Annotated in this window: 12 protein-coding genes; 9 read left to right on the top strand and 3 right to left on the bottom strand. The window is 72.9% G+C overall.

Annotated elements, in window-relative coordinates:
• Positions 1–148: 148 nt before the first annotated feature.
• Together mihF and MTP10_RS20090 are read right to left on the bottom strand one after the other, a co-directional pair.
• Positions 149–454, bottom strand: coding sequence for an integration host factor, actinobacterial type (gene mihF / locus MTP10_RS20095; protein ID WP_310711026.1), 306 nt, complete (start codon positions 452–454; stop codon positions 149–151).
• A gap of 868 nt (positions 455–1,322) precedes the next feature.
• A complete protein-coding gene (locus MTP10_RS20090; protein ID WP_310711025.1) occupies positions 1,323–2,141 on the bottom strand; it encodes an MBL fold metallo-hydrolase in 819 nt (272 codons plus the stop codon).
• A gap of 110 nt (positions 2,142–2,251) precedes the next feature.
• Here MTP10_RS20090 and MTP10_RS20085 point away from each other — a divergent pair, with 110 nt between their 5' ends.
• Complete coding sequence (locus MTP10_RS20085; RefSeq protein ID WP_310711024.1) at positions 2,252–2,860, top strand: XRE family transcriptional regulator; 609 nt, start codon at positions 2,252–2,254, stop codon at positions 2,858–2,860.
• A gap of 185 nt (positions 2,861–3,045) precedes the next feature.
• On the opposite strand, the gene MTP10_RS20080 is transcribed toward MTP10_RS20085, so the two are convergent.
• Positions 3,046–4,197, bottom strand: coding sequence for an ROK family transcriptional regulator (locus MTP10_RS20080; RefSeq protein ID WP_310711023.1), 1,152 nt, complete (start codon positions 4,195–4,197; stop codon positions 3,046–3,048).
• 230 nt (positions 4,198–4,427) lie between these two features.
• Here MTP10_RS20080 and MTP10_RS20075 point away from each other — a divergent pair, with 230 nt between their 5' ends.
• The 8 genes from MTP10_RS20075 (at position 4,428) to MTP10_RS20040 (ending at position 13,630) form a co-directional block, all read left to right on the top strand.
• Entirely contained in the window at positions 4,428–5,690 is a 1,263-nt protein-coding gene (locus MTP10_RS20075) for an MFS transporter (RefSeq protein ID WP_310711022.1), read from the top strand.
• Positions 5,691–6,120: 430 nt separating this feature from the next.
• Positions 6,121–7,254 carry a LacI family DNA-binding transcriptional regulator gene (locus MTP10_RS20070; protein ID WP_310711021.1) on the top strand — a complete coding sequence of 378 codons (1,134 nt, stop codon included), beginning with the start codon at positions 6,121–6,123 and terminating at the stop codon, positions 7,252–7,254.
• A complete protein-coding gene (locus MTP10_RS20065) occupies positions 7,251–8,171 on the top strand; it encodes a sugar ABC transporter permease (RefSeq protein ID WP_310711020.1) in 921 nt (306 codons plus the stop codon). Before MTP10_RS20070 ends, MTP10_RS20065 begins: the two co-directional genes overlap by 4 nt.
• Positions 8,168–9,016 carry a carbohydrate ABC transporter permease gene (locus tag MTP10_RS20060; RefSeq protein ID WP_310711019.1) on the top strand — a complete coding sequence of 283 codons (849 nt, stop codon included), beginning with the start codon at positions 8,168–8,170 and terminating at the stop codon, positions 9,014–9,016. Before MTP10_RS20065 ends, MTP10_RS20060 begins: the two co-directional genes overlap by 4 nt.
• Before the next feature lie 12 nt (positions 9,017–9,028).
• Positions 9,029–10,342 carry a sugar ABC transporter substrate-binding protein gene (locus MTP10_RS20055; protein WP_310711018.1) on the top strand — a complete coding sequence of 438 codons (1,314 nt, stop codon included), beginning with the start codon at positions 9,029–9,031 and terminating at the stop codon, positions 10,340–10,342.
• Positions 10,339–11,460 carry an ADP-ribosylglycohydrolase family protein gene (locus tag MTP10_RS20050; RefSeq protein WP_310711017.1) on the top strand — a complete coding sequence of 374 codons (1,122 nt, stop codon included), beginning with the start codon at positions 10,339–10,341 and terminating at the stop codon, positions 11,458–11,460. The genes MTP10_RS20055 and MTP10_RS20050 overlap by 4 nt, the downstream gene beginning before the upstream one ends.
• Positions 11,461–11,465: 5 nt before the next feature.
• Entirely contained in the window at positions 11,466–12,428 is a 963-nt protein-coding gene (locus tag MTP10_RS20045; protein ID WP_310711016.1) for an ADP-ribosylglycohydrolase family protein, read from the top strand.
• A complete protein-coding gene (locus tag MTP10_RS20040) occupies positions 12,425–13,630 on the top strand; it encodes an ADP-ribosylglycohydrolase family protein (RefSeq protein ID WP_310711015.1) in 1,206 nt (401 codons plus the stop codon). The genes MTP10_RS20045 and MTP10_RS20040 overlap by 4 nt, the downstream gene beginning before the upstream one ends.
• Positions 13,631–13,737: the final 107 nt, after the last annotated feature.

Below are 13,737 nucleotides of genomic sequence, written 5' to 3'. Positions count from 1 at the left end.
GGGCTGGTCTCTGTTGTCGTTCCGGGGCTGGTCCTGGGGGTCGTTCCGGGCTCTGGCCGGGGGTTCCGGGGCCGGGCGGCCGGCCGGTCCGCGCGGCACACCCGCGCGGACCCGGCCACCCGGTCTCCAGGACCCGGACACCCGGGTTCTAGCCGAGCGCCTCGACCAGCTTCTTGCGCTGCTGGGCGCCCAGGCCGCCGAGGCGGCGCTTCTCGTCGACGCCCGCCTCCTCCATCAGCGCGGTCGCCTTCGCCGGGCCGACGCCCTTGACCGCGCGGAGCGCCTGCGACACCTTGATCTTCTTGGCGATGTCGTCATCGCGCTCCAGCAGCTGCGAGAACGACATCTCGCCGGCCTTGACCTTGGCCAGCAGGGCGGTACGCGCCGCGCGGGCCTCGGCCGCCTTCTCCAGAGCCGCCTTGCGCTGCTCGGGGGTAAGAGTGGGAAGTGCCATCTCTGTCTCCTCGGGGAGTTAAACGTTCGGGGTTCTGTTACCCGTAGTGCAGTGGCTAATCATGGCGGATACCAGCGGTTCTTGGTGCGGAAAGCGTCCGCTCAGGGGGTGCGCCACGCCGGCGCGGCCGCCCGGGGACGGGCCACGCCCTCCTCGGGGACGCCGCCGCGGCCCGCCTCGCGTCGCCGCCGCGGGCGGGCGACGACAGCGGGACGCCGCCCGCCGCGCCCGGGAAACGGCCTCCGGCCAGGGCCTGGACGGCTCCGCCCGAGGCCGCCTGCCGGGCCTGCCGGGCCGCCGTCATGGCGTGCCGCGGCCGCTGGGCCCGCCTGGCCCGGGGGCGGAGTGGTGAGAACCGTTCAGCCGCCGGCAAACGCCCAGGTGGGCGGCCCTGTCTGCGTTCGTTTCCCGGACGAGGGAGCGCGGGTGGCCGGCCCGCCGCGCCTCTGCGCGGCCCGATCCCGGGATCACCGCGCGGCGGCGTCCTTCCGGGCGGCCGTCTCCAGCCGTCCACGGTCTCCTGCGGGTGCGGACGGCCTTGGGCGTGGCTTGCTGAGATGGACCGTTCCGAGGTCGCAGGACGGGGTGAGGCGTCCGGCGTGCTGCGGGATTTCACCCCTTGTGCGTGTTTTGCATCACATTCCGGCATCCGGGCGTGTCGCAGCCCCTTCTCGCGGACCGGAGGGCGTGTTCGACAGCCTGATGCGTCAAGACGCCTGTTCGTTCTTGCGGCGATCGCCAGGGCGGCGGCCACCGCGAGGGCGAGGTTCTTGGGATTGAGGTCGGACAGCAGCGTGCGAGGTCGAACGCCTTGCCAGGCGGCATCCGGTCCGAGGAGGCCAGCGCCGCCCGGAGCCGACAGGCTCGATCAGCCGATCGGTGGTGCGAGGTATTCCAGCGCATAACCGTCACCGGAGGGGGTTACGCGGGCTATGCCGGGTGAGTCGAGGTGGGCGCCGGCTACGAAGTGGTGTGGTTGGGTCAGTCGTTCGAGGAGGGTCGCTCGCGCGGTGCGGGCCTGGGACTGGTTGCCGTCGAGCTCCCAGGACACGTTCGGCTGATCGAATTGGAGCGTGGGAACGTGAACGGTGTCGCCCCAGACGAGAAGGTGGCCGGTGCCGCTCCTGACGTCGTAGACGGTGTGACCGGGTGTGTGGCCCGGTGTCGGGATCGCGGTGGTCCAGTCGTTGATCGCGACCTTCTCCGACACGGGTACGACCCGGTCGCGGATCGGTTCGAGCCGCCCCGTGAACACCGAGGTGTCGCCCGCGCCGATCCACACGCGCTCGAGTTTGGTGAACGCCTCTGAACCGTCCGGCGCGATCAGGCCGCTCACGTGGTCTTCGTGCTTGTGGGTGATGGCCACATCGGTGACATGCGCGCGGTCGATTCCCGCTTCGTCGAGCGCGTCGTAGATCAACCCCATGGTGGGGTCGTGCCAGGCGTTGGACGCGCCGGTGTCGATGAGAACCGACCGCGTGCCGTCGGTGACGAAGAAGGCGTTGACCGACAGCCGCAAGTTGTCGCCGGCCAGCGGGACGGCGGCCGGCAGCTCATCGAGCGGGCGCCCGTCCTCGTCGCGGAGCCGGGTCGGCGGCATGTCGATGTACCCGTCTCGCAACGAGATCACCTGCAGATCGCCGAATTCGAACGTGGCATGGTGCTGGCCACTTGAGATCAAACGCACGGAACCTCCGTCGTGTTGGGCGCACATCGCGTCTCTGATAGAAGAATCTGTCTTCTTTAGGAGAAACCCTACACTGTGGGCAGCGAGACACCCAACGATCAAGGAGCACGGTGGTCGAGCAAGACGGAAACGCGGCCGAACCACAGCACGGTGATGACCTGGCCGGCGCGTTCGGCGGTAACGTGCGGCGACGCCGCGAGGAGGCGGGTCTGACGCTGGAGCAGCTGTCCACACAGTCGTCGGTCAGCCGGGCGATGCTGTCCAAGGTCGAACGCGGTGAGAAGAGCCCGACGATCGGCGTCGCGTCCAGGATCGCCCACGCGCTCGACGCGTCGCTCTCGGACCTGATCGGTGCGCCGGCTGCTGCCGCGTCTGGTGTGGCCATTGTCATGCGCAAGAACGATCGCCCCGTTTTCCGTGACCCGGAAACCGGCTTCGAGCGGCACATGGTGTCAGCGGCCCCGGGCGCGGGCGGAGCCGAGATGGTCGTCCACCACCTCCCGGCACAGGTCTCCACCGGGCTGCTGCCCGCGTATCCGCCGGGTACGGAGAAACAGCTCGTGGTGCTCGAAGGCACCCTCACCGTCGCGATCGGCGGGATCAGCGAGACCCTGAACACAGGCGACTCCCTGTTCTTCCAGGCCGACGCGGACCACGGCTTCGCCAACCGAACGAACGCTCCCTGCGAATACATCATGGTCATCTCGCGCAGAACCTGATCGGCCGCAGCTCGCGGGCCTGAACAAAGCCGGCCAGGGCATCGCCGCACTCACGGCATTCTTCGGGGCAGCCGACTTGCGACCGGCTCCGCGGCGTGTCGGTCCGATTCCCGCGTTCGGGGCTGGTGACACGTTCGTTGACGGCACCCCCATAAGGGTCAAGTGTGTCCGGAGGCCGGGTGCTCTCAGGAGCGGGTGCGGCGCCAGCGGTCCACGGCCTCGACCGTCAGGAAGGCGTCGAAGACCGACTCCATGGCGCCGATCAGCGAGCCGCGCCACCCGAGGGCCGACGGCGCGAGCCGGGGCGGCCGGTCGCGGCGGATCGTCATCAGGCCGCCTCCGAACCGCTCCATGAGCGCCGGCAGCGCCCGCGCGTGCAGGTCCACGCCGAACCCCGACAACGTCACCACCTCAGGGTCGTGCGCGTTCACCAGGGCGGCGATGCCCCGGCCGAGCGCGCCGGCGCAGGCCGTCACCGCCCGCACCGCGCTCTCGTCACCGGCCGCCGCGCCGGCGAGCAGCCGCTCGGCCTGGTCGCGGCCCCGGCCGCCGCCGTGGGCGAGGCCGAGGTGGCGCAGCAGGGCGTTCGTGCCCCCCCCCTGGCCCCAGCAGCCGCGGGCCCCGCCCATGCAGGGCGCGTCCCCGCCGGTGAGCGGCATGTGCCCGAACTCGGCGCCGATGCCGGCGGCCCCGCCCAGCGGCCGGCCGTCCACGATCAGCACCCCGCCCAGGTCGAAGTCCACGTGCAGGTGCAGCCCCACCGCGACGCCGCGCAACCCGCCCCGCCGCGCCTCGGCCAGCCCCGCGAACGCCGTGTCGTTGCCCACGACGGGCGGCTCGGGCAGCCCGAGCAGGCCGGGTACGTCGACCGAGTTCCATCGCAGGTGGGCGATGTCGACGAGCCCGCCGGGGCGCACCGGGCCCGCCAGGGCCACGCCGATGCCGACGACGCGGGGGGCCAGGTGGTCGAGCCGGCTCCTCAGCGCCGCGCCGAGGGGGACGAGCGCGCCCTCGGGCGTCCCGTCGTGCGGGCGCACCTCCAGGACCGTGGCCCGGCCGCCCAGCTCGCACACGGCCAGCTCCCAGGCGTCCTCCCGCACGTCCACCGCCAGGGCGAGGGGGCCGTACGGGTGCGGTCCGGGCACCTGCGTCGGCCGGCCGCGCCCGTGCTCGGCGGCCGGCTCCTCGTGCAGCAGCCCGGCCTCGGCCAGCTCGCCGACCAGGACGGACGCCGTGCCGCGGGCGAGGCCGAGGTCGCGGGTGAGCCGGGAACGCGTCAGGCTCGCCCCGCAGTCGTGCACGGCCCGCAACAGCCGCACCCGATTGTGAGCGCGCAACGCCCCACTGGTCGTCGCCCCGCCCGCCGACCCACTGGTCGTCGCTCCGCCCGTCGGCCCGCCAGCTGTCGTGCCGCTCGCCGCGGAGCCGATGGCCGAACTCGTCACGGGCCCCGTGCCGGGTTCCGCGCCAACACCCGGGTCAGGGCCCGACGCCCGGATGGGGGGCGGGGTCGGGTTCGGGGTCATCGCCATTGTGTCGTCCTCACATCCATGATTATGCTCTAGCCGTGAACATAAGTCTTGCGGTGGCCAGACGTGCCCGTATCGCGGTTTTCGGTTACTTCTTTCTGGCGGGGTTCGTGATGGGGTTGTGGGCCGCCGGCCTGCCGTCCCTCAACGACCGGCTCGACCTGGGCCCCGCGCGGCTCGGCAGTGTGCTGCTGCTGATCTCGGGTGGCGCGCTGGTGTCCATGCTGGTCGCCGGCCCGCTCGTGGACCGGTGGAGCAGCCGGGCCGTCTGCTGGTTCTCCGGGCCGGTGTCGGCCGCGGTGCTGCTGGGGCCCGCCCTCGCCCCCGGGTACCTGTGGCTGGCCGTGCTGGCCGTGGTGTTCGGCATGGGGCTGGGCGTGACGGAGGTGGCCATGAACACCCACTCCGTCGAGGTCGAGCACGCCTACCGGCGGCCGATCATCTCCGCGTTCCACGGGACGTGGAGCCTGGGCGGGGCCGCCGGCGGCGGGCTGACGGCGCTGGTGCTGCAGGCCGGGCTGGACGCGCAGGCGCTGCTCGTGGTGGCGGCCGTGGCGGTGCCGTTCGTGTACGTACCGTTCGCGCGGCTGCTCCTGCCCGCGCGGGCGTCCGCGTCCGGGTCCGAGGCCACGTCCGGGCCCGAGGACGCGGACGCCGGTTCCCGGCGTGACGGCTCCAGGGCCCGGGCCGGCTCCGGGCGGCGGTGGGGGCTGGTGGCGATGCTGGGCCTGGCCGCGTTCGCGGGGCACCTGAGCGAGGGCGCCGCCATCGACTGGGCCGCCCTCCACGCCCGCTGGGTGCTCGGCACCGACCCGGCCGCCGCGCCTATCGCGTACACGATCTTCTCCGTCGCCATGACCACCATCCGGCTGCTCGGCGACCCCATCAGGGGCCGGCTCGGCTCCGTGCGCACGATCCAGCTCGCCGGGCTGCTCGCCACCTGCGGGTACGTCCTCGTGCTCGTCTCGCCGCTGGTCGGCGAGGCGCTGCGGGTGGTGTGCGCCTGGACGGGGTGGGCGCTGGCGGGGGTCGGGCTGGCCACGGTGGTGCCGGTGATCTTCAGCGCCGTGGGCGCGGCCGGCGGCCAGGTCGGCCGGGCGCTGTCGCTGGTGACGGCGTTCGGCTACAGCGGGCTGCTGGTGGGACCCGCCGTGCTGGGGTACGTCGCCGAGGCGTCCTCGCTGCCGGTGGCGCTGTTCGTCCCGGCGGTCCTCGCGGCGGTCGTCGCCCTCACGGGCGCCCCGGCCATCCGCGCCCTGAGCACCGAGCACCCGCGTGTGGTGGCTCCCGTCCGCTCCTGACGTCTCGCCGCGGTGGGTCCTCCCGTCAAGGCATGCACGGCCGGCGCGGGGCCGTGGCCGGTCCTGCGTCAGAGATCCTTTACGGCAGGCACGCGAGCCCCCACCCGCCGACCGTGGCCGGTGACCTTCCAGGGGCACGCTCCGCCGCCTCACCGGTCGCCCGCCGTGACGCGCGCCCGGTCACCGGGGCCGTGGTGCACCCACCACGGCCCACGGGAGCGCTCCCAATCCCAGCCGCCCCGTCGCCCGTATGTGCCGATTCCATGACCGATACCTTGCCGAAGGTCTGCCCTGTTTGTCAGACATGGCGTTGACCTGGCGTTATGTGATCGTGACTTGACCCTTGTGTGGCGTCCGGGTTTCATGTCCGAAACACCGTAAACGTTTACAGAATCATGCCGGAAACGTTTACGAACCGGGAAGGACGACGTTGGCACAGGGACCCACGATCACCACGATCGCCGAGCGCGCGGGCGTGTCCATCGCCTCCGTCTCGCGGGTGCTGAACGGCCTGCCCACCCGGCAGGAGACCGTGCGCAAGGTGATGGCCGCGGCCGAGGAGCTCGGCTACGTGCGCAACGCCGTCGCCCGCTCGCTCAAGTCGCGGCGCACCCACCAGGTCGCGTTCGCCATGGCCGACGTCGGCAACCCGGCGTACCTGGCCATGCTGCGCGAGATCCAGCCGGTGCTGAAGGCCGCCGGATACCGTCTCGTGCTCCACTCCACCGGCGCCGTCGTCGCTGACGAGATCGACGTGCTGCACAGCCTCGGAGAGCGTTACGTGGACGGCATGATCATGGTGCCGCTGCGTGTCACCGAGGCGCACCTGCAGATGCTGGCGGCCGCCCGCGCGCCCGTCGTGGTCATCGGCTCGGTGCCCGAGGGCACGCCCGTCGACAACGTGCGGGCCGACTCCCGCACCGGTGTCCGGCTGGCCGTCGACCACCTGCACGGGCTCGGCCGCCGCCGCATCGCCCTGGTGAACGGCCCGACCGACACCGTGCCGGGCGCGGCCCGCGGCGCCGCCTACCGGGAGGCGCTGGCCGAGCTGGGCCTGCCGTACGACGAGGACCTGGTGGAGATCGGCGACTTCTACCGGGCGGAGGGCGCCCGCGCGGTCGCGGCGCTGCTCAACCGGGTGGGCGACGTCGACGCGCTGCTGTGCGCCAACGACCTGATCGCGCTCGGCGCGCTGGACGTGCTGCGCGCGGCCGGCAGGCGCGTGCCGGAGGACGTGGCGGTGGTCGGCATGGACGACACGGACCTCGCCGCGGCCTCGTGGCCGTCGCTCACCAGCGTCTCGCTCGGGTCGGCCGAGCGTGGCCGGGCCGCCGCCGAGCTGCTGCTCGACCGGCTCCAGGAGGGCGAGCACGAGCCGCGCGTGGTGACCGTTCCGCCCCGCCTGGTGGTGCGCGCCTCCACGACGCCCGAGCCGCCGGCCGTGCGGCGCGACCCGGGGCGACGCCCCGGCGGCGGCTCCGGTTCCAATACCGGCACCGGCACCCGCATCGACATCGGCATCGACGAAGAGACCAGGACCACGGAAGGAGGGGGCACGTCATGACGGCGACCGCGACCAGGTCCGCGCCGCCCACGCCGCCCGGGCGGCGGGCGCGCCGCAGAGGGATCTCCCGGCAGACCCGCGAGATGTGGGTGCTCATGCTGCCCGCGCTCGTGCCGGTCCTGCTGTTCAGCGTGGGCCCGCTGCTGTACGGCATCGGGCTGGCGTTCACCGACGCGCGCAACACCCGCAACCACGAGACGAGCTTCGTCGGCCTGGAGAACCTCACCGAGCTGCTGACCGCCGAGGACTTCTGGTCGTCGTTCCGGATCGGCATGATCTGGTCGGTCTCGGTGACCGGTCTGCAGTTCCTCGCCGCCCTGGGCCTGGCGTTGCTGCTCAACCAGGACCTCAGGTTCCGGGGAGTGGCCCGGGTGCTGGCGGTGGTGCCGTGGGCGATGCCGCCGGTGGTCATCGGCCTCATGTGGAAGCTCGTCTACCACCCCGACGCCGGCATCCTGAACAGCCTGCTCGGCACCCACGTCAACTGGCTGGCCGACTTCTCGTTCGCCCTGCCGGCGATCATCGTGGTCGGCGTCTGGACCGGCATGCCGCAGACGACCGTCGTGCTGCTCGCGGGCCTGCAGAGCGTCCCGAGAGAGCTGTACGAGGCCGTGGAGGTGGACGGGGCGGGCCGCTGGCGCAAGTTCTGGAACATCACGCTGCCCCAGCTCAAGCCCGTCATCGTGGCCATCACCTCGCTCGACTTCGTGTGGAACATCAACCAGTTCGGACTGGTCTACGTGCTCACCCAGGGCGGGCCGGGCGGCCAGACGCGGCTGCCGATGCTGTTCGCCTACGAGGAGGCGTTCCGGTACCGGTTCGCCGGCTACGCCTCGATGCTCGGCCTCGCGATGGCCGTCGTCGTGCTCGCGGTGCTCGGCGTGTACCTGTGGCGCCAGATGAGGGAGGCCAAGTGACCACCACCCGCGGAGCGGCCGCCGGGGTGCGCCGCGTCCCGCAGTACCTCGCCCTGCTCGCCTACGTCGTCTTCCTCGCGTTCCCGCTGCTGTGGCTGCTGTCCACGGCGCTGAAGACGCCGCGCGAGATGGCGCTGGCCGACCCGACGTGGATCCCGCGCGACCCGACGCTGGCCAACTTCGCCGACGCGTTCGGCGAGCAGGACCTCGTCGGCGCGGCCACCCGCAGCCTGGTCGTGGCACTGGCCAGCAGCCTCGTCACGGTGCTGATCTCGCTGCCCGCCGCCTACGCGATGGCCCGCTACCGCGGCCTGGTCAATCGGATCGCCATCGGGTGGGTGCTGGTCAGCCAGGTCTTCCCGTTCATCCTCATCATCATCCCGCTGTTCATGATCCTTCGGGACCTGGAGCTGGTGAACACGCTGCCCGGCCTGGTGGTCGTGCACGTGACGTTCACGCTGCCGTTCGCGCTGTGGATGCTCCAGGGGTACGTGCGTGCGGTCCCGGCCGAGCTGGAGGAGGCCGCGGCCGTGGACGGCGCCGGGCGGATCACCACCATCGCCCGCGTGGTGGCGCCGCTGCTCGCCCCCGGCGTGGTGGCGACGCTGCTGTTCTCGTTCATCTCGTCGTGGAACGAGTTCCTCTTCGCGCTCGTGGTCCTGCAGGACCCCGACGTGATGACGCTCCCCCTGACGCTGGTGCGCTTCACCGGTCCGGAGGGAGTGGCCCGGCTCGGCCCGCTGGCCGCGGCGTCGCTCATGGCGACCATCCCGAGCCTGATCTTTTTCGCAATCATCCAGCGGCGACTGAAGTCCGGTCTGATGGCCGGCGCCGTCAAGGGCTAGTAGGAGGCTCTCATGCGTATGAAGTCCGCTTTGGCGGCGGCAGCGATCGTCGCGCTGGCCGCCGGCTGCGGCAGCGGCGGCAGCGGCGACAAGGGCGGCTCCGCGGCCGAGCCCAGTGAGCCGGTCAAGCTCAACTTCCTCAGCCTGGCCTGGCAGAAGGAGTCGGTCGCCGCCAACAAGCAGATCGTCGACGAGTGGAACAAGGCCAACCCCAAGATCCAGGTCACCTACGTCCAGGGCAGCTGGGACAACGTCAACGACCAGCTCGTCACCCAGTTCGCGGGCGGCACCGCGCCGGACGTCATCCACAACGACTCGCCCGCGCTGTCCGGCTTCTCCTCCGACGGCTACCTGCTCGACCTGTCGGACAAGCTGCCCGCCGAGCTGAAGAGCGACATCCCGCAGAAGTCGTGGGACACCGTCACCTTCGATGACGGCAAGGGCAAGCAGGGCGTGTACGGCGTGCCGTTCCTGCAGGAGTCGCAGGTCATCATCGCCAACAAGAAGCTCCTCGACGGCGCCGGCGTGCGCATCCCCACCCCCGACAACCCGTGGACGTGGGACGAGTTCGCCGAGGCGAGCAAGAAGATGACCAAGGGCGGCGCGTTCGGCGTGGCGTGGCCGATGAAGTCGCCGGTCAACAAGACCCTCAACCTGGCCCTCAACTTCGGCGGCACGTTCTTCCAGACCGCCGACGGCAAGACCACCGTCAAGGTCGGCCCGGAGGAGAAGCAGGTCCTCCAGCGCATCCACGACCAGCTCTACAAGGACAAGTCGGCCGACCCGGCGGCGCTCGGCCAGGGCACGGCCGACCCGCTGCCCGCCTTCTACGCCGGCAAGTTCGCTCTGCTTCCCGCCGGCGTGTACCTGCGCCAGCAGGTCGCCGAGCAGGCGCCGAAGGGCTTCGACTGGGTGACGCTGCCGCCGCTGAAGGGCACCACCTCCGACCAGGGCGCGGTCTCCCAGACCCTCTCGGTGTCGCAGGACAGCAAGCACCCGGACGAGGCGCTGAAGTTCATCTCCTTCTTCCTCAACCCGGACAACCAGGCCAAGCTCGCCAAGGGCGACTGGCTGCTGCCGACGTCCGTCAAGGCCGCCGCCGACCCGTCGATGACGACCAAGGAGAACGGCTGGGACGTGGCCACGGCCTCAGCCAAGAACCTCGTCGTCGCGCCGTTCCTCAAGGTCAACGGGTTCGACGAGTGGAAGAGCAAGGTGGCGACGCCGGCGCTCCAGGAGTACTTCGCCAACAAGATCACCATTGACGACGTGGCGAAGAAGCTCGTCGAGGACGGCAACAAGGTGCTGGAGCGGTACCAGAAGTGACGTATCGCGACCGGGCCCGGGGGTGTCTGCTCGGCCTCGCGGCCGGCGACGCCCTCGGGGCGCCCGCCGAGAACCTCACGCCGTCGGAGATCCGGCGGCGCTGGGGCCGGCTCACCGAGATCGAACGCGGCGGCACCGACGACACCGAGTACGCCATCTTCGCCGCCTCCCTGCTGGTGCGGCACGGGCACGGACTGACCTCGGCCGCGGTGGCCGACGCCTACCGGGCCGAGGTGCTGCCGCGGATCGCCGGCCCCATGCGCGGGGCCGGGTTCTCCGAGCTGGGGACCGTCGAGGCGCTGCGCCGCGGCCTCGAACCGCCGATGACCGGCCTGGTCCACCAGCACGGCTGGTCGGACGGGCTCGCCATGCGGGCCGCGCCGTACGGGATCTTCTGCCCGGGCGACCCGGCCGAGGCGGCGCGGCTCGTGGAGGAGGACGGCCGGGTCAGCCAGTCCGGCGAGGGCATCCTCGGCGGGCGGGCCGTCGCGGGCGCCGTGGCCGCCGCCATGGCGGGGCTGCCGCCGCGCGAGGGGGTGGCGGCGGCGCTGTCGGTGGTGCCGCCGGACTCCTGGACGGCCCGCGCCATCGAACGCGCGGTCGCCGCCCTCGACCGCGTCACAGACCGCGAAACGGACCGCGAAACGGACCGTGATACGAGCGCCGGCTCGGCCGATGAGTCGGACAGCGATTCGGACCGTCGGGAGGCGGCGCTGGTGGAGGCGCTGCACGAGGCCGTCGTGGTCCGGCACTACCCGTGGACCGACGTCGCGCCCGAGGCCGTGGCGCTCGCCCTGGCCGCCTACCTGGCGGGCGGGGGCGAGGTGGAGGCGTCCGTGACGTTCGCCGTGGGCCTGGGCCGCGACGCCGACACCATCGGCGCCATCGCCGGCGCGATCGCCGGCGCGGGGCAGGGCGAGGCCGGCGTACCCCAGCGGTGGGCCGCCCGCGTCGGCCCGGTCGCGGGCACCTGCCTGCCCGTGGTGGCCGGCAGGCACGTCCTGACCGTCGCCGACGAACTCGCCGACGAACTCACCGGCGACCTGGCCGCCCGGCCCGCGGCCCGGCCGGCCGGGGAACCGGCCGACCACCCGGACCGTACGGCGAAAGGACTGTAGAGACCATGTCGGGGGACAGAATCCGGGGGGCCTTCGTCGGGCTCGCCGTCGGTGATGCCGCGGGCTGGCCCGCCGGGCGGCACCGCTCCGCCCTGCACGCCCCGTGGAGCAGACGCCTCCACCGCGAGCTCGACGCGTTCGCCGAGGAGCACCGGGTCACCACGCTGCCCGTGCCGTTCGCGCTGAACCAGCCCGTCGCCCCGCTCGCGCTCGGCCCGTCCGACGACGCCGAATGGCTGGCCTGGACGGCGCTCACGATCGACCGGCCGCGCGCCGCGGCGTTCCGCGAGCTGGGCCCCGAGGTCCGGGCGCGCATCTCGGTGGCCACCGCGCTGGACAATCTCGCCCGGGGCGTCGAGCCGCCCGCCAGCGGCCACGACAACCCGCACCATTTCGACGACGCCGCCGCCGTGCGGGCCGTCGCCTTCGGCGCCCTTGGCCGTGACCCCGGCGAGGACGCCCGGGTCACCAACGCCGGCGACGGCGTGCTCGGCGCGCTCGCCATGGCCGCCGCCGTGGCCGCCGCGGTCGCGACGGGGTCCGCAGGGGACGCCGTCCGCGCGGCGCTGGACGTCCTGCCCGAGGACACGGCGATCGGGCACAACGCGCGTCTCGCGCTGAAGGCGGCGCGCGCGGCCGGCGACCCGTTCGCCGCCGTGCCCGCGCTCGACGCCGCCCTGCTCGACCACGTCTACAGCTACGCGGTGGGCGCCGCCCTGACGGTGCCCGTCGCGCTGGTGCTCGCCGAGGTGTCGGGCGGCGCGCTCGACCGGGCCGTGCCCGCCGCCGCCTGCCTGGCGCCGCTGGCCGACTCGGCGCCCGCGCTGACCGGCGCCATCACGGGGGCCTGCGGCGGGTACGAGGCGATCCCGGAGGGGTGGACCGCCTCGGCCCGCACGCTGGCCGGCTGTTGCCTGCCGAGCCTGGCGGGAACAGATCTCATCGAACTCACGGAGGAACTCGCATGACGCCGCTCGCAGACCAGCCCGCAGGCCGGCCCGCAGACCCGCTCACCGACAAGGCAATGGGCTGTGTTGCGGGAGCGGCGGTGGGCGACGCGCTGGGCGGCGCCACGGAGGGCTGGACACCGGAGCAGATCACGCAGCGGTACGGCGGGCCGGTCGAGGGCATCGTGCCGCCGTTCAACGAGGACTGGCGCAACGCCCGCCCCATCGCCCCGTACCACAAGGGCGACGGCCACATCACCGACGACACCCTGATGACGCACGCGCTCATCCGCGTCTACGAGAAGGTCCGGGGCCACCTGGACGCGTACGCGATGGCCGAGCACCTGGTGCCCGAGCTGATGGGGGAGCGGCGCTGGATCCCCGAGCTGGAGGCGGAGGCGCTGCCGCTGCACCGGATCTTCCTCGCCGAGAAGTGGATCGTCACGCGCCTGCACTACGGCCACGTCGACCCGCGCGAGGCCGGCGTCGGCAACATCGTCAACTGCGGCGCCGCCATGTACGTGGCGCCGGTCGGCGTCGTCAACGCCGCCGACCCCGACGCCGCCTACGCCGAGGCGATCGACCTCACCGGCGCCCACCAGTCCAGCTACGGCCGCGAGGCCGCGGGCGTGATGGCCGCCGCGGTCGCCGAGGCCATGCGGCCGGGCGCCACCCCCGACTCGGTCGTGGCCGTGTGCCTGCGGCTGGCCAAGGACGGCACCCGGGCCGCCATCGAGGCGGTCTGCGAGGCGGCGCGCGGGCTCGGGCACTGGGAGGGGTCGTTCGAGACGCTGCGCGCCGCGATGCGGCCCTACGACACCGTCGCCGACACCTACCGCGACCAGGGGCTCGGGGCGCGCCGGCCGAGCCGGGTGCACAGCATCGAGGAGCTGCCGCTCGCCCTGGGGTTCCTGGTGGTGGGCAAGGGCGACTTCCGGGAGACGGTGATCGGGGGCGTCAACTACGGGCGCGACGCCGACTCCATCGCCTCCATGGGCGGCGCCATCGCCGGCGCGCTCGGCGGGCTCGCCTCGGTGCCGGCGGAGTGGGTCGAGGAGATCGGGCGGGCCAGCCGTACGGACCTGGTGGAGCCGGGGCGGGCGATCGCCGGGGTGGCGCGGCGCGTCCACGCCGACGACCAGGCCCGCCGCCGCGCCCACGAGAGCGACTTCGCCGCCCTGATCGCGAGCGAGGCGGGCGACGCCGGGGAGGGCGGCGCGTGATCCGCCTCACCTGGGTGCAGCCCGAGGACCTGGTGGGGCACGAGCTGCGCCAGGCCGCCGAGGACGGCAGGGACGTGCGGGACATCGCGCCACCGGGCGGCGATGTC

Origin of the sequence: Nonomuraea sp. 3-1Str (assembly GCF_031570565.1) — a bacterium.
GTDB lineage: Bacteria > Actinomycetota > Actinomycetes > Streptosporangiales > Streptosporangiaceae > Nonomuraea.
Note: the sequence above shows the minus strand (reverse complement) of the source record. Positions and strands in the feature narration are given on the sequence as shown.